General features: G+C 63.4%; 26 protein-coding genes and 1 tRNA gene. 21 read left to right on the top strand and 6 right to left on the bottom strand.

All coding sequences use genetic code 11. From position 1 onward, the window contains the following. Nucleotides 1-48: 48 nt before the first annotated feature. From Herbaro_RS14370 to pxpB, 5 genes are all read right to left on the bottom strand, one after another. Complete coding sequence (locus Herbaro_RS14370; RefSeq protein WP_275010301.1) at nt 49-1035, bottom strand: DUF979 domain-containing protein; 987 nt, start codon at nt 1033-1035, stop codon at nt 49-51. Next, nucleotides 1032-1760 (bottom strand): DUF969 domain-containing protein, encoded by a 729-nt coding sequence (locus tag Herbaro_RS14365; RefSeq protein ID WP_275010300.1) that lies wholly within the window; start codon nt 1758-1760, stop codon nt 1032-1034. Before Herbaro_RS14365 ends, Herbaro_RS14370 begins: the two co-directional genes overlap by 4 nt. Nucleotides 1761-2007: 247 nt before the next feature. Further along, on the bottom strand, nt 2008-2748 hold the full coding sequence (gene pxpA, locus Herbaro_RS14360; RefSeq protein WP_275010299.1) for a 5-oxoprolinase subunit PxpA: 741 nt from the start codon (nt 2746-2748) through the stop codon (nt 2008-2010). Nucleotides 2749-2757: 9 nt separating this feature from the next. Further along, nucleotides 2758-3792, bottom strand: a complete 1035-nt coding sequence (locus tag Herbaro_RS14355) for a 5-oxoprolinase subunit C family protein (protein WP_275010298.1) — start codon at nt 3790-3792, stop codon at nt 2758-2760. Beyond that, nucleotides 3789-4442, bottom strand: a complete 654-nt coding sequence (gene pxpB / locus Herbaro_RS14350; protein ID WP_275010297.1) for a 5-oxoprolinase subunit PxpB — start codon at nt 4440-4442, stop codon at nt 3789-3791. The genes Herbaro_RS14355 and pxpB overlap by 4 nt, the downstream gene beginning before the upstream one ends. 192 nt (nt 4443-4634) lie before the next feature. Between pxpB and Herbaro_RS14345 the strand changes: the two genes are divergently transcribed. From Herbaro_RS14345 to Herbaro_RS14245, 21 genes are all read left to right on the top strand, one after another. Continuing rightward, entirely contained in the window at nt 4635-5186 is a 552-nt protein-coding gene (locus Herbaro_RS14345) for a winged helix DNA-binding protein (RefSeq protein ID WP_275010296.1), read from the top strand. A gap of 26 nt (nt 5187-5212) precedes the next feature. After that, entirely contained in the window at nt 5213-6190 is a 978-nt protein-coding gene (locus tag Herbaro_RS14340; protein WP_275010295.1) for an NAD(P)H-quinone oxidoreductase, read from the top strand. 85 nt (nt 6191-6275) lie between these two features. After that, nucleotides 6276-7025: a triose-phosphate isomerase gene (tpiA, locus tag Herbaro_RS14335; RefSeq protein ID WP_275010294.1), complete on the top strand. Its 750-nt coding sequence runs from the start codon at nt 6276-6278 to the stop codon at nt 7023-7025. Nucleotides 7026-7109: 84 nt separating this feature from the next. Continuing rightward, nucleotides 7110-7484 carry a preprotein translocase subunit SecG gene (gene secG, locus Herbaro_RS14330; protein WP_275010293.1) on the top strand — a complete coding sequence of 125 codons (375 nt, stop codon included), beginning with the start codon at nt 7110-7112 and terminating at the stop codon, nt 7482-7484. A gap of 109 nt (nt 7485-7593) precedes the next feature. Further along, nucleotides 7594-7678: transfer RNA gene (locus tag Herbaro_RS14325), tRNA-Leu, on the top strand. Nucleotides 7679-7799: 121 nt separating this feature from the next. After that, nucleotides 7800-8159, top strand: coding sequence for an NADH-quinone oxidoreductase subunit A (locus tag Herbaro_RS14320; RefSeq protein ID WP_079214399.1), 360 nt, complete (start codon nt 7800-7802; stop codon nt 8157-8159). Nucleotides 8160-8162: 3 nt separating this feature from the next. Further along, nucleotides 8163-8639 carry a NuoB/complex I 20 kDa subunit family protein gene (locus tag Herbaro_RS14315; RefSeq protein WP_006712940.1) on the top strand — a complete coding sequence of 159 codons (477 nt, stop codon included), beginning with the start codon at nt 8163-8165 and terminating at the stop codon, nt 8637-8639. Nucleotides 8640-8648: 9 nt separating this feature from the next. Beyond that, nucleotides 8649-9245, top strand: a complete 597-nt coding sequence (locus Herbaro_RS14310; RefSeq protein ID WP_275010292.1) for an NADH-quinone oxidoreductase subunit C — start codon at nt 8649-8651, stop codon at nt 9243-9245. Then, nucleotides 9245-10498 (top strand): NADH-quinone oxidoreductase subunit D, encoded by a 1254-nt coding sequence (locus Herbaro_RS14305; RefSeq protein WP_275010291.1) that lies wholly within the window; start codon nt 9245-9247, stop codon nt 10496-10498. Before Herbaro_RS14310 ends, Herbaro_RS14305 begins: the two co-directional genes overlap by 1 nt. Nucleotides 10499-10592: 94 nt before the next feature. Then, on the top strand, nt 10593-11084 hold the full coding sequence (gene nuoE / locus Herbaro_RS14300) for an NADH-quinone oxidoreductase subunit NuoE (RefSeq protein WP_275010290.1): 492 nt from the start codon (nt 10593-10595) through the stop codon (nt 11082-11084). Then, complete coding sequence (gene nuoF / locus Herbaro_RS14295) at nt 11081-12376, top strand: NADH-quinone oxidoreductase subunit NuoF (protein WP_275010289.1); 1296 nt, start codon at nt 11081-11083, stop codon at nt 12374-12376. The genes nuoE and nuoF overlap by 4 nt, the downstream gene beginning before the upstream one ends. A 75-nt stretch (nt 12377-12451) precedes the next feature. Further along, entirely contained in the window at nt 12452-14779 is a 2328-nt protein-coding gene (gene nuoG, locus Herbaro_RS14290) for an NADH-quinone oxidoreductase subunit NuoG (protein WP_275010288.1), read from the top strand. Continuing rightward, nucleotides 14779-15849: an NADH-quinone oxidoreductase subunit NuoH gene (gene nuoH, locus Herbaro_RS14285; protein ID WP_275010287.1), complete on the top strand. Its 1071-nt coding sequence runs from the start codon at nt 14779-14781 to the stop codon at nt 15847-15849. Before nuoG ends, nuoH begins: the two co-directional genes overlap by 1 nt. Nucleotides 15850-15870: 21 nt before the next feature. Beyond that, nucleotides 15871-16359, top strand: coding sequence for an NADH-quinone oxidoreductase subunit NuoI (gene nuoI, locus Herbaro_RS14280; protein WP_079214406.1), 489 nt, complete (start codon nt 15871-15873; stop codon nt 16357-16359). A gap of 119 nt (nt 16360-16478) precedes the next feature. Continuing rightward, nucleotides 16479-17135 (top strand): NADH-quinone oxidoreductase subunit J, encoded by a 657-nt coding sequence (locus Herbaro_RS14275; RefSeq protein WP_275010286.1) that lies wholly within the window; start codon nt 16479-16481, stop codon nt 17133-17135. 18 nt (nt 17136-17153) lie between these two features. After that, nucleotides 17154-17462, top strand: a complete 309-nt coding sequence (gene nuoK / locus Herbaro_RS14270; RefSeq protein ID WP_013233782.1) for an NADH-quinone oxidoreductase subunit NuoK — start codon at nt 17154-17156, stop codon at nt 17460-17462. 107 nt (nt 17463-17569) lie between these two features. After that, complete coding sequence (gene nuoL / locus Herbaro_RS14265; protein WP_275010285.1) at nt 17570-19675, top strand: NADH-quinone oxidoreductase subunit L; 2106 nt, start codon at nt 17570-17572, stop codon at nt 19673-19675. Between the two features lie 27 nt (nt 19676-19702). Next, entirely contained in the window at nt 19703-21193 is a 1491-nt protein-coding gene (locus Herbaro_RS14260) for an NADH-quinone oxidoreductase subunit M (protein WP_275010284.1), read from the top strand. Between the two features lie 160 nt (nt 21194-21353). After that, nucleotides 21354-22862 (top strand): NADH-quinone oxidoreductase subunit NuoN, encoded by a 1509-nt coding sequence (gene nuoN / locus Herbaro_RS14255; RefSeq protein ID WP_275010283.1) that lies wholly within the window; start codon nt 21354-21356, stop codon nt 22860-22862. Nucleotides 22863-22874: 12 nt separating this feature from the next. Then, on the top strand, nt 22875-23189 hold the full coding sequence (locus tag Herbaro_RS14250) for a DUF2818 family protein (protein WP_275010282.1): 315 nt from the start codon (nt 22875-22877) through the stop codon (nt 23187-23189). Nucleotides 23190-23319: 130 nt separating this feature from the next. After that, nucleotides 23320-23892, top strand: a complete 573-nt coding sequence (locus tag Herbaro_RS14245; protein ID WP_275010281.1) for an NUDIX domain-containing protein — start codon at nt 23320-23322, stop codon at nt 23890-23892. Between the two features lie 76 nt (nt 23893-23968). Here Herbaro_RS14245 and Herbaro_RS14240 read toward each other — a convergent pair whose 3' ends face one another. Continuing rightward, a complete protein-coding gene (locus tag Herbaro_RS14240) occupies nt 23969-25645 on the bottom strand; it encodes an electron transfer flavoprotein-ubiquinone oxidoreductase (RefSeq protein ID WP_275010280.1) in 1677 nt (558 codons plus the stop codon). Between the last annotated feature and the right edge of the window lie 300 nt (nt 25646-25945).

The following is a 25945-nucleotide window of genomic DNA, read 5'->3' as shown; positions in this document are numbered from 1 at the left end:
AAACGGCGCGACCGCCGAAGGGCGGTCGCGGTGATGCATGGCCGGGAATCAGCGGAAGGCGAGGAAGTACATCAGGAACACGTTGACGGTCAGCAGCGTCAGCGCGGTCGGGATCTGCACCTTGATGACCTGGTACTTGTTCTTCAGTTCCAGCAGCGCCGCCGGCACGATGTTGTAGTTCGCGGCCATCGGCGTCATCAGCGTGCCGCAGTAGCCGGAATACATGCCGATGGCCACCAGCGGCGCCGGGTCGGCGTGGTGGCCCAGGATCAGGAAGGGCAGGGCGATGCCCGCGCTCATGACCGGGAAGGCGGCGAAGGCGTTGCCCATCACCATGGTGAACAGCGCCATGCCGACGCAGTAGATCACCACCACCAGGAAGCGGTTGTCCGGATTGACGAACAGGCTCACCACCTGCTGCACCGAGGTGCCGGTCTTGGCGGCGACGAACACGCCGCCCAGCATGGCCAGCATCAGCGGCAGGATCGCGGCCCAGCCGATCGAGTCGACCAGGCGGCGCGACTGGCGCACCGCCTGCAGCGGCGAGCCGCGGGTCAGCACCCAGCCGGCGATGAGCGCGCAGACGCAGGCCACGCACAGCGCCGCCAGGGTCAACTGCTTCTGGTCGAGCAGGAACATGCCGCCCACCGAGACGCCCTTGAGCAGCACGGTACAGGCCACGGTCACCACCGGGATCAGCACCGCCGGGAAGAACAGCCAGTTGCCCAGCCGCTTGGAGGAGGCCACGCGTTCTTCATGCGAGGACGTGGCGTAGCTGCCCATGGAGAGCAGGCCGGTGCCGGCGATCAGCGAGATGATGATCACGGTGGCGCCGATGACGCGGTAGGCCATGGATTTGCCGAGGCTGTCCACCAGCAGGTCGCCGAACAGGAACACGGCGCCGAACAGGAACCAGAACAGCGCGGTGGTCAGGCGTTTCGGATTGCCCTTGTCGCGCAGGGTCATCGCCACCAGGACCATGACGATGATGCCGATCAGGTAGTAGATGCGGTTGATGGTGATCAGTGTGCTCATGCGTGCACCTTCGGGGAATCGGTTTGGGTGGCTTTCCAGGCTTCGACGTCGCGGCGGATCGAGGCGTCGAGTCGGGTCAGGCGGAACATGTGGATGACCAGCGCGGAGAGCGCGGTCGGGATCGCCCACAGGCCGATGTGCAGCGGCTCGATGTTGGCGATGCCGTTTTCCTTCAGGAAGGCGTCCATCAGCAGCACCGCGCCGAAGGCGATGAAGATGTCCTCGCCGAAGAACACCGCGATGTTGTCGCAGGCGGCGGCGTGCGCCTTGATCTTGTCGCGGATGTGCTGCGGCAGGTCTTCGCCGTACATGTTGACGGCGGCGCCTTCCGCCATCGGCGCCAGGAGCGGACGCACGGTCTGCGCCTGTCCGCCGAGGTAGATCAGGCCCAGCGCCGCGGTGCCTTCGCGCACGATGAAGTAGAGCATCAGGATGCGCGCCGAGGTGGCGCTGGCGATGCTGGAGATCCACGCCTGGGCGCGCTCCTTCAGGCCATAGTGTTCCAGCAGGCCGATGATCGGCAGGATCAGCAGGAAGGTCGCCAGCGTGCGGCTGTTGACGAACTTCTCGCCGAAGGTTTCCAGCAGCGTGCCGAAGTCCATGCCGACGGCCAGGCCGGTCGACAGGCCGGCCACGGTGACCACCAGCAGCGGATTGAAACGTAGTGCAAAGCCGGCCACGACGATCGGTATCCCGATCAGCGGCAGCAGAGTCGTGCTCTCCATGAAAACTCCCTATTGTTGAATGACGAAATACGTGATGGCGATTGCAAGGGCCGTGCCAGCCAGGCCGGTCTTGCGCATGTACCTGCACCTTCGAAAAGCGAGCGCGCATGGCGCTGCCGGCGACCTCTTCCGGGACTTGCCTTGATGTTTTACTGCTCTGCTCTTTACCGCGGTTGCTGCGAAAAACGGGTGGGGAACTGCCTGTTGCGATTGCTCGAACGGGACAACAAAAACAGCGCGACCGCGCCTACGCGACGGCGCGCACGGCGATGCCTTCGCTGTGCAGGCGTGCACGGATCCGGCGCGCGAAGTCCAGCGCGTGCGGTCCATCTCCGTGCAGGCAGACGGTCTGCGCATTGACGCTGACGATGCTGCCGTCGATGGCTTTGACCTGCTTGTCCTGCACCAGCATGAGCGTCTGCGCCAGCGCGTCTTCGTCGTTGTCGATCATGGCGCCCGGCTTGGTGCGCGCGACCAGGCTGCCGTCGGCCTCGTAGGCGCGGTCGGCGAACACTTCTTCCACCGCATTGAGGTCGGCGTGGCGCGCGGCGGCGATCAGTTCGCTGCCGGCCAGGCCGTACAGGCTCAGCTCGGGATTGAAGGTGCGGATGGCGGCGCAGATGGCGTTGGCCAGCACGGCGTCCCTGGCCGCCTGGTTGTACAGCGCGCCGTGCGGCTTGACGTGGGTCATGCGGCCGCCTTCGGCGCGCACGATGGCGTCCAGCGCGCCCAGCTGGTACAGCATGCCGCTGACGATTTCCTCCGGCGGCAGCTGCATCGCGCTGCGGCCGAAATTCTCGCGGTCGGGGAAGCTCGGATGGGCGCCGATGGCGACGTGGTTCTGGATCGCCCAGCGCACGCTGCGGCGCATGGTGGAGGCGTCGCCCGCATGCCAGCCGCAGGCGATATTGGCGGAGCTGACCAGGGTCAGCAATTGCTCGTCGGTGTCGCAGCCTTCGCCGAGGTCGGCATTGAGGTCGATATGCATGGCGTGTCCTTATTTTCGATACAGCGTCGCGCGCGACCAGTCCAATGCGGCAACCGTGTCGCGGATGGAGTCGAGGTAGCGCTGTTGCTCCTGGGCCGCGGCCAGCGCGGCTTGCAGGTCGCAGGCTTCGAGTCGCAGGCTGGCGTTGAGCGGTGCTTGCGCCAGCTTCCACATGTCGGCGCCGATCACCACGCCGATCTTGGGATAGCCGCCGGTGGTCTGCGCATCGCCCATGAGGATGATGGGCTGGCCGGACGGCGGCACCTGGATCACGCCCGGCACCACGCCGTGCGACAGCATGTCGCGGCCGTGCTTGCGCTTGAGCTCGGCGCCTTCGAGGCGATAGCCCATGCGGTTGCTGTTGGGGGTGACGCGCCAGGCGTGCGACCACAGCGCCGCCTTCGAGGCGTTGGTGAACTGGTCGAATTCCGGGCCGGGCAGCACGCGCAGCGTGACCTGGCGGCTGTTCTCGTCTTCGCGCAGGGCCAGGCCGCTCCAGCGCGGCGAGCGCATGCCGAATGCCGGACCATGGACGGCTGCTGCGGCCTGCGTCGCATCGCCGATGGGTAGTTTGTCGCCGCGGCGCAGCGCGCGGCCCTGGTGGCCGCCGAAGCCCGCTTTCAGGTCGGTGCTGCGCGAGCCCAGCACCAGCGGCACGTCGACGCCGCCGGCCACGGCCAGGTAGGTGCGCATGCTGTGGCGGGGCGGTTGTTCGGGGCTGTCGGGCGTGGCCAGGGCCAGCTTGAGCGTGCTGCCGGCGCGCACCGGAATGCTCCAGCAGGCCGGCAGCGGCTTGCCGTCCAGCAGGGCGCCGATGTCGTCGCCGCCGATGGCGATGCGGGTGTCGCGCCTGAAGCGGATCTCGCACACGCCCATGGTGATCTCGATGCCGGCGGCGTCGGCCGGATTGCCCACCAGCAGGTTGGCGCTGGATAGCGCCAGCGCGTTGAGCGCGCCGCCGGGATGGATGCCGAGACTGCGGTGGCCGTGGCGGCCGAGGTCCTGCACCGAGGCCAGCATGCCGGGTTGGATGATCTCTATCATTGCTCCACGCGCTCCACGGTAAAGCGCACACGGTCGCCCGGACGCAGCAGCGTCGGCGGATCTTGCGCGGGATCGAACAGGGGAAGGGAAGTGCGGCCCAGCAATTGCCAGCCGCCCGGGGAGGCCATCGGATAGATGCCGGTCTGCTCGCCGCCGATGCCTACCGAACCGGCCGGGATGGAGACGCGCGGCGTGGTGTGGCGCGGCGTGGCCAGCTCGGGCGCGAGGCCCCCCATGTAGGCAAAGCCGGGCATGAAGCCGATGAAGTAGACCACATATTGGCCGGCGCTGTGGCGGCTGATGATGTCGTCGATGGAGAGCTTGGTATGGCGCGCGACGGACTCCAGGTCGGGGCCGCCTGCGCCGCCGTAGACCACCGGGATCTCGATGTCGCGTCCTTCGGACTGGGCGCCGCCGAGCTTGGGCCAGGCCTGGTTGATGCGCTGGGTCAGGATATCGAGGTCGGCCACCGGGCGCCTGGCGATCAGCGTCAGGTTGTTCATGCCCGGCACGACTTCGCCAACTTCTTCCCACCGGGCGGCCAGCGCGGCCAGGGCCCAGATGCGTTGTTGCTGCGCCAGCGTGGCCGGCGCGGGAAGGCTGCACAGCAGCGCGCTATCGCCCAGCGGATGAATCTGAGGTCCCTGCATGTCGTCTCGCCTGTGTTGTGAAGAGCCCTGTCCAGCGAAGCCGCCCGACAGTGTCGAAGATGCGTTCTGCAATGCCCTGCTTTTTTTTCGGATATTACGGCTAAAAGAAAATATAAACAATATGTCGATAAATTATTTATTTGCCTTTGCGATATAGTCTCGCCATTGAGATGTCATCCGTCGGGAAAATCCATGAACAATGAGACGAAAACGTCCGTCCAGCTTGCTGCGGAGCAAAAAAAGGCCACCAAGATCGTGTCTTCCCAGCACCTGGTGTCGGAGCGCAGCGCCGAGCTGTCCGAGCTTGAGTATGCGCTGATCATGGCCAGCCATGCCTTCAACCGCTGGATGGTGCGCTGCATGGCCGCCGCCGGTGCCAAGGACATGACCGCCATCGAGGTGTCGCTGTTGCATCACGTGAACCACCGCGACCGCAAGAAAAAGCTGGCCGACATCTGCTTTGTGCTGAACGTCGAGGACACCCATGTGGTCACCTATGCATTGAAGAAGCTGGCCAAGGCCGGTTACGTCAAGAGCGAGAAGGCCGGCAAGGAGCTGCTGTTTTCCACCACGCCCGCCGGGCAGGAGTTGTGCATGAGGTACCGCGAGGTGCGCGAGCGCTGCCTGATCGAGGTGCAGGTGGAAAGCGGCATTCCCAACCACGCCATCGGCGAGGCCGCGCAACTGCTGCGCAATGCCTCCGGCCTGTACGACACCGCGGCGCGCGCGGCGGCTTCGCTGTGAGCGCACCCATACGAAAAGGATAGGACATGCAAGCGATAGAAATTAAGGAATATGGCGGCCCCGAGGTATTGCAGCTGTGCGAACGCCCGACGCCGGAGCTCAAGCAGGGCGAGGTGCTCATCAAGGTGCATGCGGCCGGCGTGAATCGTCCCGATGTGTTCCAGCGCACCGGCAACTATCCGGTGCCGCCCGGCGCCTCGGACTTGCCGGGGCTGGAAGTGGCTGGCGAGATCGTCGACGGCGACCTGGCCGGCAGCGGCTTCGCCAAGGGCGACCTGGTCTGCGCGCTGGTGCAGGGCGGCGGCTATGCCGAATACTGCGCCGCGCCGCTGGCGCAATGCCTGCCGGCGCCCAAGGGGCTCTCCGCGCTGCAGGCCGCGGCGCTGCCGGAGAACTATTTCACGGTCTGGAGCAACGTGTTCGTGCGCGGCGCGCTGGCCGAAGGCGAGACGCTGCTGGTGCAGGGCGGCTCGTCGGGCATCGGCGTGACCGCCATCCAGATCGCGCGGGCGCTGGGCCATCGCGTGTTCGCCACCGCCGGCAGCGACGAGAAGTGCCGGGCTTGCGAGGCGCTGGGCGCGGAGCGGGCGATCAACTACAAGACCGAGGATTTCGAGGCGGTGGTCAAGGAGATGACCGGCGGCCGCGGCGTCGATGTCATCCTCGACATGGTCGGCGGCGACTATTTGCCGCGCGAGATCAAGAGCCTGGCCGATGACGGGCGCCTGGTGTTCATTGCGCAGCTGGGCGGCAGCAAGGGCCAGCTCGACATGGGGCAGGTGATGCGGCGCCGCCTGACGGTGACCGGTTCCACATTGCGCCCGCGTCCGGTGGCGTTCAAGGCGGCGATCGCGGCCAGCCTGCGCGAGCGTGTCTGGCCGTTGATCGAGTCGGGCAAGATCAAGCCGGTGATCCATCACACCTTCCCGCTGGCGCAGGCGGCCCAAGCGCACGCGATGATGGAGAGCAGCGCCCACATCGGCAAGATCATGCTTGAGCTGTAAGCGTGTGCGCGGTTTGCCGTCTTTACGGCAACCGGCTACAATGCGAGGTTAATCAAATTTTGTCCAATCTCGTCTGAAACAGCCTATGCGTCGCAAACTTGTAGCGGGTAACTGGAAAATGAACGGCAGCCTGGCTGCCAACACGGCCCTGATTGCCGGCATCAAGGATGGCCTGTCCTCGCAGGCCTGCGACGTTGCGGTGTGTGTGCCTGCGCCTTACCTGGCGCAAGCGCAGGGCGCGCTGGCCGGCTCGGCCGTGGCGCTGGGCGCGCAGGATGTCTCAGCGCACGCCGCAGGCGCCTACACCGGCGAGGTGTCGGCCGCCATGCTGCAGGAATTCGGCGTGCAATACGCCATCGTCGGCCACTCGGAGCGCCGCGCCTATCACGGCGAATCCGACGCGGCCGTGGCGGCCAAGACGGTCGCCGCGCTCAAGGCCGGCCTGGTGCCGGTGGTGTGCGTGGGCGAGACGCTGGAGCAGCGCGAGGCGGGCAAGACCAATGAGGTAGTGGGCGGCCAGCTGGATGTGGTGCTGGCGGCGCTGGATGCCGGCGATGCCGCGCGCATCGTGGTGGCCTATGAGCCGGTCTGGGCCATCGGCACCGGCAAGACCGCCACGCCGGAAATGGCGCAGGAAGTGCATGCGATGCTGCGTGGACGCCTGGCAGCCAAGAGTGCGGAAGCCGCCGCCAAGGTGCGCATCCTGTATGGCGGCAGCATGAAGCCGGACAACGCGGTGCAATTGCTGGCGATGGCCGATATCGACGGCGGCCTGATCGGCGGCGCGGCCCTCAAGGCCGTGGATTTCCTGGCGATCATCCAGGCTGCAGCCTGAGTCGTAGCTGTAAAGAGTTTGTCAGCCGGGCGCGGGATACTTCGGCGGCGGGCAGTTGAAACATCAAGAGTGGAACCTGTTTAAATGAATACTTTGTCTTTGGTAGTGGTGGTGGTTCAGGTGCTGGCGGCGCTGGCGATTATCGGTCTGGTGCTGTTGCAGCACGGCAAAGGCGCCGACATGGGCGCCGCGTTCGGCTCCGGCGCGTCCGGCAGCCTGTTCGGCGCCACCGGTTCCTCGAACTTCCTGTCGAAGTCGACCGCGGTCGCCGCGGCGATCTTCTTTGTCGCGACGCTGGGCCTGGCCTTCATCGGCAATCACCACGTGGCGCAGAGCGGCGGCGTGATGGACAACATCCAGGCGCCGGCCGCAGTGCCCGCTCCGGCGCAGCAAGCAGCGCCCGCGGCGCCGGCCGATGCTGCCAAGCCTGCGGATGAATCGAGCCAGATTCCGAAATAAGCTTTTGCGGAATCTGAAACAATGGGCGAATAAGCATAGAAGAATCTCTGTTTTCGTCTGATTGTGCATTGAACAAGAGTAACAAAAGCGGGTACAATAGCAGTCTCAGGCCGACGTGGTGAAATTGGTAGACACGCTATCTTGAGGGGGTAGTGGCGAAAGCTGTACGAGTTCGAGTCTCGTCGTCGGCACCATAGAAATGAAAATGAAAAGCCAGCAAAGGTCTTCGTGCCTGAGCTGGCTTTTTGTCGAGGAAGTTTCTGATTGATATTGAGAATCATTCCCACCGATTAAACCAACGCATAACGGCCAATCGTGAACCTCGAAAATTACTTCCCAGTTCTCCTGTTTATTCTTATCGGCATCGGTGTCGGTGTCGCTCCCCAGCTTCTGGGGCGTCTGCTTGGTCCGCACAAGCCTGACGCACAAAAAACATCTCCCTACGAGTGTGGTTTCGAAGCGTTCGAAGACGCGCGCATGAAGTTCGACGTGCGTTATTACCTGATCGCCATCCTGTTCATCCTGTTCGATCTGGAAACCGCGTTCTTCTTCCCGTGGGGCGTATCAATGCGTGAACTGGGCTGGCAAGGTTTCATCACGATGATGGTCTTCATCGCTGAATTTGTTGTCGGATTTTGGTACATCTGGAAAAAGGGTGCCCTGGATTGGGAGTAAGCCATGTCTATTGAAGGCGTATTGAATGAGGGGTTTGTTACCACCTCGCTGGATAAGGTAATCAACTGGACCCGTACCGGATCCTTGTGGCCCATGACCTTCGGTCTGGCTTGCTGCGCGGTCGAGATGATGCACGTCGGCGCTTCGCGTTACGACCTCGACCGCTTCGGTGCGGTGTTCCGCCCGTCGCCGCGCCAGTCCGACCTGATGATCGTGGCCGGCACCCTGTGCAACAAGATGGCGCCGGCGCTGCGCAAGGTCTATGACCAGATGCCCGAGCCGCGCTGGGTGATCTCCATGGGTTCCTGCGCCAACGGCGGCGGCTACTACCACTATTCGTACTCGGTGGTGCGCGGCTGCGATCGCATCGTGCCGGTCGACGTCTATGTTCCGGGATGCCCGCCGACGGCGGAAGCGCTGCTGTACGGCGTGATCCAGCTGCAGAACAAGATCAAGCGCACCAACACCATCGCGCGCTAAGAGGGCAGTATGACAACAAAATTGGAAACTCTCGAAGCAGCCCTGCGTAATTCGCTTGGGGGGTATCTTCAGAACCTGACCGTGGCCCTCGGCGAAGTCACCGTGGTGGTCAAGGCGGCCGACTACCTGTCGGCCATGCGCGTGCTGCGCGATCACGCCGACACCAAGTTCGAGCAGCTGATCGACCTGTGCGGCGTCGACTACTCGACTTACGGCGACGGCGTCTGGGAAGGCCCGCGTTTCGCCGTGGTCTCGCACCTGATGTCGATTGCCCACAACTGGCGCGTGCGCGTGCGCGTGTTCGCCCCGGACGACGACCTGCCCATCGTGGCCTCGGTCGACGGCATCTGGAATTCGGCCGGCTGGTACGAGCGCGAAGCCTTCGACTTCTACGGCATCCTGTTCGACGGTCACCCCGACCTGCGCCGCATCCTGACCGACTACGGCTTCATCGGCCACCCGTTCCGCAAGGACTTCCCGGTGTCGGGCTATGTCGAAATGCGTTACGACGCCGAGCAGAAACGCGTCATCTATCAACCCGTAACGATCGATCCGCGCGAGATCACCCCGCGCATCATTCGTGAAGAAAACTACGGGATCAAATAATGGCAGAGATCAAAAACTACACGCTGAACTTCGGTCCCCAGCACCCGGCAGCGCACGGCGTGCTGCGCCTGGTGCTTGAACTGGACGGTGAAGTCATCCAGCGTGCCGACCCGCACATCGGCCTGCTGCATCGCGGCACCGAAAAGCTGGCCGAGCAGAAGACCTTCCTGCAGTCCGTGCCTTACATGGATCGCCTGGACTACGTCTCGATGATGAGCAATGAGCACGGTTACGTGCTGGCCATCGAGCGCCTGCTGGGCCTGGAAGTGCCGCTGCGCGCGCAGTACATCCGCGTGATGTTCGACGAGATCACCCGCCTGCTGAACCACCTGATGTGGATCGGCGCGCACGCGCTGGACGTGGGCGCGATGGGCGTGCTGCTGTACGCCTTCCGCGAGCGCGAAGACCTGTTCGACTGCTACGAAGCCGTCTCCGGCGCCCGCATGCACGCGGCCTACTATCGTCCGGGCGGCGTCTACCGCGACCTGCCGGACAGCATGCCGCAGTACAAGGCCTCGATCGTGCGCAACGAGAAGGCGATCCGCCAGCTCAATGAAAACCGCCAGGGTTCGCTGCTGGACTTCATCGAAGACTTCACCAACCGTTTCCCGACCTACGTCGACGAATACGAAACCCTGCTGACCGACAACCGCATCTGGAAGCAGCGCCTGGTGGGCATCGGCGTGGTCTCGCCGGAGCGCGCCCTGCAAATGGGCTTCTCCGGTCCGATGCTGCGTGGTTCCGGCGTTGCCTGGGACCTGCGCAAGAAACAGCCGTACGAAGTGTACGACCTGCTGGACTTCGACATCCCGGTCGGCAAGAACGGTGACAGCTACGACCGCTACCTGGTGCGCGTGGCCGAGATGCGCCAGTCCAACCGCATCATCAAGCAATGCGTGGAATGGCTGCGCAACAACCCGGGCCCGGTCATCACCGACAACCACAAGGTTGCCCCTCCGAAGCGGACTGACATGAAGTCCAACATGGAAGACCTGATCCACCACTTCAAGCTGTTCACCGAAGGCTTCCGCGTCCCCCCGGGCGAAGCGTACGCAGCGGTCGAGCATCCGAAGGGCGAGTTCGGCGTCTACCTGGTCTCGGATGGCGCCAACAAGCCTTACCGCCTGAAGATCCGCGCCCCGGGCTTTGCCCACCTGCAAGCGCTGAACGAAATGGCGAAGGGTCACATGATTGCCGACGCGGTCACCATCATCGGTACGCAGGACATCGTGTTCGGTGAAATCGACCGCTGAGTCCGAGCAAGAAAAGTAAAAGGCGGGCTTCTCAACAAGAAGCCCGTCAGGTTTGGGGAATATCCAATAAAACCGCGCGTCAGTCTGCGCATGGATGGCCAACGATATGCTGTTAAGTCAAGAAGCCCTTAAGAAAATCGATCGCGAGCTCGCGAAGTATCCGGCGGATCAGCGCCAGTCCGCGGTCATGTCCGCGCTGCGCATCGCCCAGGTGGAACACGGCTGGCTGCCCGCCGAGCTGCAGCAGGAGATCGCCGACTACATCGGCATGCCTGCGGTGGCGGTGCAGGAAGTCGCCACCTTCTACAACATGTTCAATACCAGCCCGGTGGGCAAGCACAAGATCACCGTGTGCACCAACCTGCCGTGCCTGTTGTCCGGCGGCGAGCGCGCCGCCCATCACCTGAAGCACAAGCTGGGTGTCGACTACAAGGAAACTACCGCTGACGGCCAGTTCACGGTGATGGAAGGCGAATGCATGGGCGCGTGCGGCGACGCACCGGTCATGCTGGTCAACAACCATCGCATGTGCAGCTGGATGTCCGACGAGAAGATCGACGCGCTGCTGGAGGAACTCAAGAAATGACCTGCCTGCACGACCGCCACATCAAGCCGCTCATCCTCGCCGACCTCAATGGCGAGAACTGGCACCTCGAGGACTACGTCAAGCGCGGCGGCTACGAGTCGCTCAAGCGCATCCTGGCCGAGAAGATCACCCCCGAACAAGTCATCGCCGACCTCAAGGCCTCCGGCCTGCGCGGCCGCGGCGGCGCGGGTTTCCCGACCGGCCTGAAGTGGAGTTTCATGCCGCGCCAGTTCCCGGGCCAGAAATACCTCGTCTGCAATACAGATGAAGGCGAGCCGGGCACTTTCAAGGATCGCGACATCATTCGTTACAACCCGCACGCGTTGATCGAAGGCATGATCATCGGCGGTTACGCGATGGGCATCACCGTCGGCTACAACTACATCCACGGTGAAATCTTCTCCGCCTACGAGATCTTCGAAGAGGCGCTGGAAGAGGCGCGCACCGCCGGTTTCCTGGGCAGCAATATCCTGGGTACCGACTTCAGCTTCCAGCTGCACGCGCACCACGGTTACGGCGCCTACATCTGCGGCGAGGAAACCGCGCTGCTGGAGTCGCTCGAAGGCAAGAAGGGCCAGCCGCGCTTCAAGCCGCCGTTCCCGGCCAGCTTCGGCCTGTACGGCAAGCCGACCACGATCAACAACACCGAGACCTTCGCGGCTGTGCCGTTCATCTTCAAGGTGGGCCCGCAAGCCTACGCCGAGATGGGCAAGCCGAACAACGGCGGCACCAAGATCTTCTCGATCTCGGGCGACGTCGAGCGTCCGGGCAACTACGAGATCCCGCTGGGCACCCCGTTCTCCACGCTGCTGGAATTGGCGGGCGGCATGCGCGGCGGCAAGAAGATCAAGGCGGTCATCCCCGGCGGCTCGTCCGCCCCGGTGATCCGCGGCGATGTGATGATGGAAACCACGATGGACTACGACGCCATCGCCAAGGCCGGCTCGATGCTGGGCTCGGGCGCCGTCATCGTGATGGACGAAACGCGCTGCATGGTCAAGTCGCTGCTGCGACTGGCGTATTTCTACTACGAAGAATCCTGCGGCCAGTGCACGCCGTGCCGTGAAGGCACCGGCTGGATGTACCGCATGGTGGAGCGTATCGAAAACGGTCACGGCAAGCTGGAAGACCTGGACGTGCTGAACTCGGTGGCCGACAACATCCAGGGCCGCACCATCTGCGCGCTGGGTGACGCGGCGGCGATGCCGGTGCGTGCATTCATCAAGAATTTCCGCGAAGAGTTCGAATACCACATCGAGCACAAACACTGCCTGGTTCCGGCATACATGTGAACAGGGCAGGGGGCGCCCGTCGGCAATCCGCCGCAGGCGCCGTTGGCAAAGAATATTTAGCTTGGGCAAACAGCCATGGTTGAAATCGAAATAGACGGCAAGAAGGTTGAAGTGCAGGAAGGCAGCATGGTCATGGATGCTGCCAATAAAGTCGGCACTTACATCCCTCACTTCTGCTACCACAAGAAACTGTCCATCGCGGCCAACTGCCGCATGTGCCTGGTCGACGTCGAAAAGGCGCCGAAGCCGCTGCCTGCCTGCGCCACTCCGGTGACCGCCGGCATGATCGTGCGCACCGCCAGCGACAAGGCCGTCAAGGCCCAGAAGGGCGTGATGGAGTTCCTCCTGATCAACCACCCGCTGGATTGCCCGATCTGCGACCAGGGCGGCGAATGCCAGCTGCAGGATCTGGCGGTCGGCTACGGCGGTTCGACCTCGCGCTACCAGGAAGAAAAGCGCGTGGTGGAGCCGAAGAACGTCGGCCCGCTGATCTCGATGAAGGAAATGAACCGCTGCATCCACTGCACCCGCTGCGTGCGCTTCGGCCAGGAAGTGGCCGGCGTGATGGAGCTGGGCATGCTGGGCCGCGGCGAGCACTCCGAGATCACCACCTTCGTCGGCAAGACCGTGGACTCCGAGCTGTCGGGCAACATGATCGACCTGTGCCCGGTGGGCGCCTTGACCTCCAAGCCGTTCCGCTACAGCGCCCGCACCTGGGAACTGTCGCGCCGCAAGTCGGTGAGCCCGCACGACAGCGTCGGCGCTAACCTGGTCGTTCAGGTCAAGAACGGCAAGGTCATGCGCGTGCTGCCGCTGGAGAACGAAGAAGTCAACGAATGCTGGATCTCCGACAAGGACCGCTTCGCCTATGAAGCGCTGGACAGCGAAGAACGCCTGACCAAGCCGATGCTGAAGCAAGACGGCAAGTGGCAGGAAGTGGACTGGCAGACCGCGCTGGAATACGTCGCGCACGGCCTGCGCAACATCCGCCACGAACACGGCGCCGAGTCCATCGCCGCGCTGGGCACCCCGTACTCCACGCTGGAAGAGCTGAACCTGCTGCAGAAGGTCGTGCGCGGCCTGGGTTCGGACAACATCGATTTCCGCCTGCGCCAATCCGACTTCGCGTTGGATGGCCAGGTCAAGCCGTGGCTGGGCATGTCGCTGGTCGAGTTCTCGCAGCTGAACCGCGTCTTCGTGATCGGTTCCTTCCTGCGCAAGGATCACCCGCTGCTGGCTGCGCGCCTGCGCCAGTCGGCCAAGAGCGGCACCAAGATCAGCGTGCTGCACGCCACCGACGACGACCTGCTGCTGCCGGTCGCCAACAAGATCGTGGCCGCGCCGTCCGCATGGCTGGGCGCGCTGGCTGAAGTGGCCGTCGCCGTGGCCGAGGCCCGTGGCGTCGCCGCTCCGGCCGCCTACGCCGGCGTGAGCGCATCGGATGCCGCCAAGGCCACCGCCGCCAGCCTGCTGTCGGGCGAGTCCAAGGCCGTGTTCCTGGGCAACGCTGCCGTGCAGCACCCGCAAGCGTCGCAGCTGCACGCCGCCGCCCAATGGATCGCCGAGCAGACCGGCGCCAAGCTGGGCGTGCTGACCGAAGGCGGCAACGCCGTCGGCGGCTACCTGGCCAACGCCGTGCCGACCGCCGGCCGTGGCCTCAACGCCGCGTCCGTGTTCGCACAACCGCGCAAGGCCTACCTGCTGCTCAACGCCGAGCCGGAACTGGACAGCTACGACCCGCAAGCCGCCAGCGCCGCGCTGAAGCAGGCCGAGATGGTCGTCGTGATGTCGGCCTACAAGCATGGCGCCGATTTCGCCGACGTGCTGCTGCCGATCGCGCCGTTCACCGAAACCTCGGGCACCTTCGTCAACGCCGAAGGCCGCGCGCAAAGCTTCAACGGCACCGTCAAGCCGGCCGGCGACGCGCGTCCGGGCTGGAAGGTCCTGCGCGTGCTGGGCAACCTGCTGGAACTGGAGAACTTCGACTACGAAACCTCCGAGTCCATCCGCGACGAACTGCTGGGCAAGGAAACCGACCTGTCGGCCCGCCTGAATAACATCGCCTCGCTGCAGCCGCAAGCCGCGGCGGCCGCTTCCGGTTCGCTGGAGCGCGTGGCCGATGTGCCCATCTACTTCGCCGACGCCGTGGCTCGCCGCTCGCCGCCGCTGCTGGAAACCAACGACGGCCAGGCGCCCAAGGCGTGGCTGTCGGCCGCGCTGGCTGCCAAGCTGGGCATCGCCGCCGGCGACCGCGTGAACGTGAAACAAGGCCAGGGCAGCGCGCTGCTTGCCGCGGCCATCGATAAGAAACTGCCGGAAAACGTGGTCCGCGTCGCCGCGAGCCACGCCTCGACCGCCGCGCTGGGCGGCATGTTTGGCGCAATCGTCGTGGAGAAAGCGTAATGGATCAGCTGATCGCCCAAATCAATACAGCCGGTCCGGCGCTGCTGGGTCCGTCCCTGTTCACGCTGGTCTGGACCATCGTCAAGATCCTGGTGGTGATGGTGCCTATCCTGGTCAGCGTCGCCTACATGACCTACTGGGAACGCAAGCTGATCGGCTGGATGCACGTCCGCCTGGGCCCCAACCGCGTCGGTCCCGCCGGTCTGTTGCAGCCGATCGCTGACGCCGTCAAGCTGATCTTCAAGGAAATCAGCACGCCATCGAAGGCCAACAAGGTGCTGTTCTACCTGGCGCCTGTCATGACCATCATGCCGGTGCTGGCTGCCTGGTCGGTGGTGCCTTTCGGTCCGGAAGCCGTGCTGGCCAACGTCAACGCCGGCCTGCTGTTCCTGATGGCGATCACCTCGCTGGAAGTCTACGGCGTGATCATCGCCGGCTGGGCGTCCAACTCGAAGTATGCGTTCCTGGGCGCGATGCGCGCCTCGGCGCAGATGGTGTCCTACGAAATCGCCATGGGCTTCTGCTTCGTGGTGGTGCTGATGGTCACCGGCAGCCTGAATATCGGCGACATCGTGATGGCTCAGCAGAAGGGCTACTTCCATGAACTGGGCCTGAACTTCCTGTCCTGGAACTGGTTGCCGCTGCTGCCGGTCTGCGTGATCTACTTCGTCTCCGGCGTGGCCGAAACCAACCGTCACCCGTTCGACGTGGTCGAAGGCGAATCGGAAATCGTGGCCGGCCACATGATCGAATACTCGGGCATGTCGTTCGCGATGTTCTTCCTGGCGGAATACGCCGCGATGATCCTGATCTCGGCACTGACATCGCTGATGTTCTTCGGTGGCTGGTCGTCCCCGATCGCCGCACTCGATTTCATCCCCGGCTTCATCTGGCTGCTGTTGAAGACATTCTTCTTCCTGTCGCTGTACGTGTGGATCCGTGCTTCGTTCCCGCGCTACCGCTATGACCAGATCATGCGTCTGGGCTGGAAAGTGTTCATTCCGCTGACCCTGGTGTGGCTGGTGGTCGTGGCGATCTGGATTCAGTCGCCCTGGAATATCTGGAAATAAGTTTTAAGGCTGAGGCTAAAAATGGAAGCTATTAAGGATTTTTTCGGCAGCCTGATGCTCCGCGAGCTGTTCAAGGGCCTGGCCCTGACCGGCCGCTACCTGTTCAAGCGCAAGATCACGGTGCAGTTCCCCGAGGAAAAAACGCCGATGTCCCCGCGTTTTCGCGGACTGCACGCGCTGCGTCGCTATCCGAACGGTGAAGAGCGCTGCATCGCCTGCAAGCTGTGCGAAGCGGTGTGCCCGGCGATGGCCATCACCATCGAATCCGAGCAGCGCGACGACGGTTCGCGTCGCACCACCCGCTACGACATCGACCTGACCAAGTGCATCTTCTGCGGTTTCTGCGAAGAGTCCTGCCCGGTCGATTCGATCGTCGAGACGCACATCCTGGAATACCACGGTGAAAAGCGGGGCGACCTGTACTACACCAAGGAAATGCTGCTGGCAGTGGGCGACCGTTACGAAAACGAAATCGCCGCGGCGCGCGCCGCCGACGCTGCCTACCGCTGATTCCTTCCCGCCGGCATGGCGGGGCGGCAGGATTTGAAGTGCCTAGTAATGGATGTACGCGATGGAACCGGCGGCCTGGCCACGGTTCCGGTGCTGGCTGAACCAACTTCTGGTTGATTATGGAATTTAAAACTGTCTTGTTCTATGTGTTCGCGGTGATCCTGGTGATCGCCGCCGTACGCGTCATTACGGCCCGCAACCCTGTGCATGCGGCCCTGTTCCTGGTGCTGTCGTTCTTCTCGGCGGCCGGTATCTGGATGTTGCTCAAGGCCGAGTTCCTGGCCATCGTGCTGGTGCTGGTCTACGTCGGGGCGGTGATGGTCCTGTTCCTGTTCGTGGTGATGATGCTGGATATCAACATGGATAAGATGCGGGAAGGCTTCTGGGGTTACTTCCCGCTGGCCGCGACCATCGGCGTGATCATCGTGCTGGAAATGGCCGCCGTGCTGCTGCGCAGCTTCTGGACCCCCGAGTCGCAGGTGCCGGCCGCGGCCGACACCATCGGCCAGACCAAGCCGCTGGGCAAGCTGATCTTCACCGAATACGTCTACGCCTTTGAAATCGCGGCCGTGATCCTGCTGGTGGCCATCGTCGCCGCGGTTGCCCTGACGCTGCGCAAGCGCAAGGACAGCAAGTACTTCGATCCCGCCCAGGCCGTCAAGGTCAAGGCGTCGGACCGCGTGCGCCTGGTCAGCATGAAGGCCGAGTCGACCCGCAACAACGGCAGCGAAGGCGGCACCGGCGACGGTACCCCGGCTTCCGGTCAACAATCTTAAGAAGGGCGCACAAGAATCATGGCAATCACGCTCTCCCATTACCTGATCATCGGCGCGATCCTGTTCGCGATCTCGATCGTCGGCATTTTCCTCAACCGCAAGAACGTCATCGTGCTGCTGATGGCCATCGAACTGATGCTGCTTGCGGTGAACATGAACTTCATCGCTTTCTCGCATTACCTGGGCGATGCAGGCGGACAGATTTTCGTTTTCTTCATCCTGACCGTGGCTGCGGCTGAATCCGCGATCGGTCTGGCGATTCTGGTGGTGCTGTTCCGTAACCTGGATACCATCAACGTCGAAGATCTCGACAGTCTCAAGGGCTGATCCGCACCCCGTGCGTTCCGTTCTGTGCGTTCTGGTTTGAATTTCATTTAAAGATGGGAGGCCCCGCGGCGGTAGAGCGGGGCAGCCAATAAGCGATAAGGTTCATCATGGCTGGGCAACTTAACCCACATCTTCTTCTTGCTGTCCCCCTGGCGCCGCTGGCGGGCTCGGCCATTGCCGGCCTGCTGGGCACCAAGTTCTTCGGCAACGTGGTCGGTCGCAAGGTGTCGCATACCGCGACCATCCTGGGCGTGCTGATCGCCGCCGTCATCTCGTTCATGACGCTGCTGGCGGTGCTCGACGGCGCCACCTACAACGGCACCCTGTACAACTGGATGACCGTGGCCGGCCTCAAGCTGGAGATCGGCTTCATGGTCGACAGCCTGACCGCCATGATGATGTGCGTGGTGACCTTCGTGTCGCTGATGGTGCACATCTACACCATCGGCTACATGGCCGAGGACGAAGGCTACAACCGCTTCTTCTCGTACATCTCGCTGTTCACCTTCTCGATGCTCATGCTGGTCATGAGCAACAACTTCCTGCAGCTGTTCTTCGGCTGGGAAGCGGTGGGCCTGGTGTCCTACCTGCTGATCGGTTTCTGGTACACCCGCCCGACCGCGATCAAGGCCAACATGAAGGCCTTCCTGGTCAACCGCGTGGGCGACTTCGGCTTCATCCTGGGTATCGGCCTGCTGCTGGCCTACGCCGGTTCGATGAACTACACCGAAGTCTTCGCCAAGCGCGGCGAGCTGGCCCAGCTGACCCTGCCGGGCACCGACTGGATGCTGCTCACCGTCGCATGTATCTGCCTGTTCGTCGGCGCCATGGGCAAGTCGGCCCAGTTCCCGCTGCACGTCTGGCTGCCTGACTCGATGGAAGGCCCGACCCCGATTTCCGCGCTGATCCACGCCGCCACCATGGTGACGGCCGGCATCTTCATGGTCACCCGCATGTCGCCGCTGTTCGAGCTGTCCGACACCGCGCTGTCCTTCATCCTCGTGATCGGCGCCATCACCGCGCTGTTCATGGGCTTCCTGGGCACCATGCAAAACGACATCAAGCGCGTGGTCGCGTACTCCACGCTGTCGCAGCTGGGCTACATGACCGTCGCGCTGGGCGCTTCGGCCTACTCGGTCGCCGTGTTCCACCTGATGACCCACGCCTTCTTCAAGGCGCTGCTGTTCCTCGGCGCCGGTTCGGTCATCATCGGCATGCACCACGACCAGGACATGCGCAACATGGGCGGCCTGCGCAAGTACATGCCCATCACCTGGATCACTTCGCTGCTGGGTTCGCTGGCGCTGATCGGCACGCCGTTCTTCTCCGGCTTCTACTCGAAGGACTCGATCATCGAGGCCGCCGCCGAGTCGCACCTGGCAGGTTCGGGCTTCGCCTATTTCGCCGTGCTGGCCAGCGTATTCGTGACCGCGTTCTACTCGTTCCGCATGTATTTCCTGGTGTTCCACGGCAAGGAGCGTTTCGGCCAGGCCCACGGACATGACGATCATCACGCTCCGGCCGCCGCCGCGCATGCGCACGACGACCACGGCCATGACGCGCACGATGCGCATGCTCACGACGACCACGGTCACGACGAGCACCATCATGGCCTGGCCCCGGGACAAAAGCCGCACGAGTCGCCGCTGGTGGTGACCCTGCCGCTGATCCTGCTGGCCATCCCCTCGGTCATCGTCGGCTTCTTCGCGATCTCGCCGATGCTGTATGGCGACTTCTTCAAGGGCGTGATCTTCTTCGGCGAAAACCACAAGGTCATGGAAGAACTGGCGCACGAGTACCACGGCCCGATCGCCATGGTGACCCACGCCTTCACCAGCGCGCCGCTGTGGCTGGCGATCGCCGGCGTGGTCGTGGCTTACTACTGCTACATGATCAACCCGCGCGTTCCGGCCTGGTTCAAGGAAAAGTTCAGCCTGATCTACACGATCCTGGACAACAAGTACTACATGGACAAGTTCAACGAAGTCGTCTTCGCCGGCGGTGCGCGCCTGCTGGGCAACGGCCTGTCGACCGTGGGCGACCGCGGCATCATCGACGGCCTGTTCGTCAACGGCAGCGCCAAGGTGGTCGGCTGGTTCTCGAAATTCACGCGTCTCTGGCAGTCCGGTTACATCTATCACTACGCTTTCGTGATGATCATCGGGGTGCTGGGTTTCCTGGTGTGGTTCATGCCGTTCCCCTTCGCCAAGTAAGTTGTCAGAGTTAAGTAAAGAACAACCATGATGCAGTCAACATTTCCCATCCTGAGCGTCGCGATCTGGGTACCGATCGTCTTCGGTATCCTCGTGCTGGCTCTCGGCCGCGACAGCAACCCGGGCCTGTCCCGCTGGCTGTCGCTGTTCGGCTCGCTGGTCGGCCTGGTCGCCACCTTCCCGCTGATCCAGCATTTCGATCCGCTGGCGCACGGCTACCAGTTCGTCGAGAAGACCCCCTGGATCGATCGCTTCAACATCGCCTACTTCCTCGGCCTGGACGGCATCTCGCTGTGGTTCGTGCCGCTGACCGCCTTCATCACGGTGATCGTGGTGCTGGCCGGCTGGGTGGTGATCCAGAAACGCGTGGCCCAGTACATGGGCGCCTTCCTGATCCTCTCGGGCATCATGATCGGCGTGTTCTCCTCGCTGGACGCGATGCTGTTCTACGCCTTCTTCGAAGCGACCCTGATCCCGATGTTCATCATCGTGGGCGTGTGGGGCGGCGACAACCGGGTGTACGCGGCCTTCAAGCTGTTCCTGTACACGCTGGCCGGCTCGCTGCTGATGCTGGTCGCGCTGATCTACCTGTATTTCGTGTCCGGCGGCAGCTTCGACATCCCGACCTGGCACCAGCTGCCGCTGTCGATGCTGGAGCAGAAGATCCTGTTCTTCGCCTTCCTGGCCGCCTTCGCCGTGAAGGTGCCGATGTGGCCGGTGCACACCTGGCTGCCCGACGCCCACGTGCAGGCGCCGACCGGCGGCTCCATCGTGCTGGCGGCGATCATGCTGAAGCTGGGCGCCTACGGTTTCCTGCGCTTCTCGCTGCCGATCCTGCCTGACGCCAGCCACGCGCTGTCCGGCTTCATGATCTTCCTGTCGCTGGTGGCCGTGATCTACATCGGCCTGGTGGCCCTGGTGCAACAGGACATGAAGAAGCTGGTCGCGTATTCGTCGATCGCCCACATGGGCTTCGTCACCCTGGGCTTCTTCATGTTCAACGACATGGCGGTGCAGGGCGGCATCGTGCAGATGATTTCGCACGGCTTCGTTTCCGGCGCAATGTTCATGTGTATCGGCGTGCTGTACGACCAGATGCACACCCGCGACATCGCCCAGTACGGCGGCGTGGTGAACAAGATGCCGCGCTTCGCCTTCTTCTTCATCCTGTTCTCGCTGGCCAACTGCGGCCTGCCGGCCACTTCCGGTTTCGTCGGCGAATTCATGGTGATCCTGGGCGCGGTGAAGTTCAATTTCTGGATCGGCCTGCTGGCGGCCACCGCCCTGATCCTGGGCGCGGCCTACTCGCTGTGGCTGGCCAAGCGCGTGATCTTCGGCGCGGTCACCAACCACCATGTGTCGGAACTGGTCGACCTGAACGGCCGCGAGTTCTTCATCCTTGGCCTGCTGGCGATCGCCACCCTGGTCATGGGTGTGTATCCGGGCATCATCACCGACAGCATCCAGACCTCGGTGACCGACCTGCTGCAGCACGTGGCGGTATCCAAGATCAACTGACACTGATCCTGGCGTAAGCAGTAATGATCGAACAGGGCGGGGCGGCAGGAGTGCCCCGCCCGGTAAGCAAGTAACGAGACGAGCCGGCGTGTCAATGCCGGCCAGGCGGCGCGGCGGGAAGTCGCGACACAAGCGGGCGAACACAAGCGGTAGTAACTAAATGAACAACATGAATCTGATCCCTGTCTATCCGGAAATATTTCTGCTGATCGCGACCTCCGCGATCCTGCTGATCGACATGTTCCTGCCGGAAGCCAAGCGCGTCATCACCTACCTGCTGTCGCTCCTGGCGCTGGTGGTGTGCGCGGTGCTGACCCTCGGCGACCTCAACAGCGGCGCTACGGTCTACACCTTCAACAACATGTTCGTGTCGGATCCGCTGTCGAACCTGCTCAAGCTGTTCACCTACCTCGGTGTCGGCGTCACCCTGGTCTATTCGCGGCAATACAACAGCGTGCGCGGCATCACCGGCGGCCAGCTGGGCGGCGAATACTACGCGCTGGCGCTGTTCGCGCTGCTGGGCCAGATGGTCATGATCTCGGGCAACAGCTTCCTGTCCATCTACCTGGGCCTGGAACTGATGTCGCTGTCGCTGTACGCGCTGGTCGCCCTGCGCCGCGACAACGCGGCCGCCACCGAAGCCGGCATGAAGTACTTCATCCTCGGCGCGCTGGCTTCCGGCTTCCTGCTCTACGGCATCTCGATGCTGTACGGCGCCACCGGCGGCGCGCTGGAAATGAACGAAGTGTTCCGCGCCATCGTCTCGGGCACCGTCGACCGCACCGTGCTGGTGTTCGGCATCGTGTTCGTGGTGGCCGGCCTGGCCTTCAAGCTGGGCACCGTGCCCTTCCACATGTGGGTGCCGGACGTCTACCAGGGCTCGCCGACTCCGGTCACGCTGCTGCTGGGCGCCGCTCCCAAGCTGGCCACCTTCGCCATCACGTTCCGCCTGCTGGTGGAAGGCATGCTGCCGCTGGCGGTCGACTGGCAGCAGATGCTGATGGTGCTGGCCGTGCTGTCCATCATCCTGGGCAACGTCACCGCCATCGCGCAAAGCAACATCAAGCGCATGCTGGCCTACTCGACCATCTCGCACATGGGCTTCATGCTCCTGGGCATGATGTCGGGCGTGGTCGACGGCAACCTGTTCTCGGCCGTCAACGCCTACAGCGCCTCGCTGTTCTACGCGGTGATCTACGTGCTCACCACGCTGGGTTCCTTCGGCGTCATCATCCTGCTCTCGCGCGCCGGCTTCGAAGCCGACACCATCGACGACTTCAAGGGCCTGAACAAGCGCAGCCCGTGGTTCGCCGCCGTGATGATGATCCTGATGTTCTCGCTGGCAGGCATTCCGCCGCTGGTCGGCTTCTACGCCAAGCTGTCGGTGCTGCAGGCAGTGCTGGGCACCGGCCAGATCTGGCTGGCCGTGCTGGCCGTGGTGTTCTCGCTGATCGGCGCGTTCTACTACATCCGCGTGGTCAAGGTCATGTACTTCGACGATCCTACCGACGAGGCCAAGATCGAAGCCACGCCCGACATGCGCGTCGTGCTCAGCCTCAACGGCATCGCCGCGCTGGCCCTGGGCCTGTGGCCTGGTCACCTGATGGATGCCTGCACCAACGCCATCGTCACCACGCTGGCGACCTTCCTCAGCAAGGTTGTGGCGTAAGGGGAGGGGAACGTGAACGTTTCCCTCTTCAGCGGGTTGGTAATCCTGTTGGCCGCATTCGCGGCCAATTTGCCTTTCTTCAACCAGCAGCTGTTCGCGCTGGTCCCGCTGCGCAAGGAGCAGGGCTGGGTCAAGCCGATCTGGGTGCGCCTGGTCGAACTGCTGGCGATGTACTTCGCCGTCGGCATCGTCGCCCATTTCCTTGAGGCCGGCATCGGCAACGTCTTTTCGCAGGGCTGGGAATTTTATGCGATCACCGGATGTCTGTTCCTGGTGCTGGCCTATCCCGGCTACGTGCTGCGCTACCTGTGCAAGCGGCACGCCTGAGCGCGCGCCCGTTGCGCATGCGGCGGCCGGCTCATAGCGCCGGCCGTTTGTTTGTCCGGTTCCGGTTTCCTGCCCCGGCCACGCGGCGCGGAAATCATCGTCCCTCCCATCATCCTTTCCCGAGCCCACCATGGACGCCCACCTGAAAGAGACTCAGAAAGACAGCAGCCAGGTCTACGACGGCCACTTCCTCAAAGTGCAGCAAGACACCATCGTCCTGCCCGACGGCAAGGAGGCGGTGCGTGAATACATCAAGCATCCCGGCGCGGTCGCCGTGCTGCCGCTGTTCGACGACGGCAGCGTGCTGATGGAGCGCCAGTTCCGCTATCCGCTGGACCGCGTGTTCATCGAATTCCCGGCCGGGAAGATCGACCCGGGCGAAGACACGCTCGAATGCGCCAAGCGCGAGCTGAAGGAAGAGACCGGCTACACGGCCAGCGAGTGGCAATACGTCTGCACCATCCACAACGCCATCGCCTATTCGGACGAGCGGCTGCTGCTCTACGTTGCGCGCGGCCTGAAGGAGGGGGCGCGCAAGCTGGACGACGGCGAATTCCTCGACATCTACAAGGCGCCGTTGTCCGAGCTGCTGGAGCAGGTGCGCAACGGCCAGATCACCGATGTCAAGACGGTGATCGGCGTGTTCTGGCTGGAGAAGATCGTCAGCGGCACGTGGACGCCGCCGCCCCAGCCCCAGCCCTGATCCCGGAGCCGCTTGGCGCCGCCCATGAAAAAGCCGCATCCGGGGATGCGGCTTTTTCTTTGTCCGGGCGTGGCGCTTACATCCCCGAGTAATTCGGCCCGCCGCCGCCCTCAGGCGTCACCCACACGATGTTCTGGGTCGGGTCCTTGATGTCGCAGGTCTTGCAGTGCACGCAGTTCTGGGCGTTGATCTGCAGCCGGTCGGAGTTGTCCTCGTTCTTCACGAACTCGTACACCCCGGCCGGGCAGTAGCGCGACTCGGGGCCGGCGTACCTGGCCAGGTTGACCTGCACCGGCACGTTCCTGTCCTTCAGGGTCAGGTGCGCCGGCTGGTCCTCGCCGTGGTTGGTGTTGGAGATGAACACCGACGACAGGCGGTCGAAGGTCAGCTTGCCGTCCGGCTTGGGATAGGCGATCGGCGCGAAGTCCGAGGCCGGGCGCAGGCATTCGTGGTCGGCGTGCGTGTGGCGCAGGGTCCATGGCGCCTTGCCGCCGAAGAGCACCTGGTCGATGCCCACCAGCAGCGTGCCGGTGACCAGTCCCTTGCTCATCGAGGGCTTGAAGTTGCGCGCCTTGTGCAACTCGTCCTTCAGCCACGAGGCCTCGAAGGCGGCGATGTATTCCACCAGCTCGTCGTGCTGGCGCTGCTCGCCCAGCGCATGGAAGGCCGACTCGGCCGCCATCATGCCGCTCTTGATCGCCGCGTGGCTGCCCTTGATGCGCGAAGCGTTCAGGAAGCCGGCGTCGCAACCCAGCAAGGCGCCGCCCGGGAACACCAGTTTCGGCAGCGACTGCACGCCGCCGGCGGTGATCGCCCGCGCGCCATACGAGATGCGCTTGCCGCCTTCGAAGAACTTGCGGATCTCCGGGTGGGTCTTATAGCGCTGGAATTCTTCAAACGGCGAGAGGTAAGGATTCTGGTACGCCAGGCCCACCACGTAGCCCACCGCCACCTGGTTGTTCTCCAGGTGATACAGGAAGGAGCCGCCATAGGTGTCGTTGGCCAGCGGCCAGCCGGCGGTGTGCACCACCAGTCCCGGCTGGTGCATCTCCGGCTTGATCTCCCACAGCTCCTTGATGCCGATGGCATAGGTCTGCGGATCGCGGCCGGCGTCCAGCTTGTACTTCGCAATCAGTTGCTTGCCCAGGTGGCCGCGCGCGCCCTCGGCGAAGAAGGTGTACTTCGCGTGCAGCTCCATGCCCAGCTGGAACTCGGGGCCGGGTTCGCCTTCCTTGTTGATGCCCAGGTTGCCGGTAGCCACGCCCTTGACCGAGCCGTCCTCGTGATGGAGGATCTCCGCAGCCGGGAAGCCCGGGAAGATCTCCACGCCCAGCGCCTCGGCCTGCTGGCCCAGCCAGCGGGTGACGTTGGACAGCGAGATCACGTAGTTGCCATGGTTCTGGAAACAGGCTGGCAGCATCCACGAGGGCGTCTTGTAGGCTTTGCTGGCGGAGAGGAAAAGGAAGCGGTCCTCGGTGACCGGGGTGTTGAGCGGGGCGCCCTGTTCCTTCCAGTCGGGGATGAGCTCGGTCAGGGCGCGCGGATCCATGACCGCGCCGGAGAGGATGTGGGCGCCGACCTCGCTGCCTTTTTCCAGGACGCACACCGAGACCTCGCGGCCGGCCTGCGCGCCCAGCTGTTTGAGGCGGATCGCCGCCGACAGCCCGGCCGGGCCGCCGCCGACGATCACCACGTCGTATTCCATCGATTCGCGCGGGCCGTATTGTGCAAGCAGGTCTTGAGATGAGGTCATGGGTGTCCCGTAGTTATATGAGCAGCGTATTTTCGAACGATCGTGCTATTGTTAAGCATTTTTTGACGAAACGCTAGTAGGCGGTAGGGTTTTTATGCATCCGCCATGAAATCTTTTGCATCGACCGCAGCCTCGGAAGCTGCGCCGGATGTGTTTTCCGGCAATGCCGCGTATTTTATTGGATTTTGTCATTAACCCTCATACCGTTATGGCTTGAGTTGATAACAGAATGTTATGCAATTGCGCCCGGACGAGGAATGGCTGGCCCGTTACTGATCCGCAAGATGAGTCCGGCGCGAT

The sequence above is a fragment of the Herbaspirillum sp. WKF16 genome (assembly GCF_028993615.1).
In the GTDB taxonomy this organism is placed as follows: domain Bacteria; phylum Pseudomonadota; class Gammaproteobacteria; order Burkholderiales; family Burkholderiaceae_D; genus Herbaspirillum.
The sequence above is the reverse complement of the archived record's forward strand: the minus strand, read 5'-3'. Positions and strand labels throughout refer to the sequence as shown.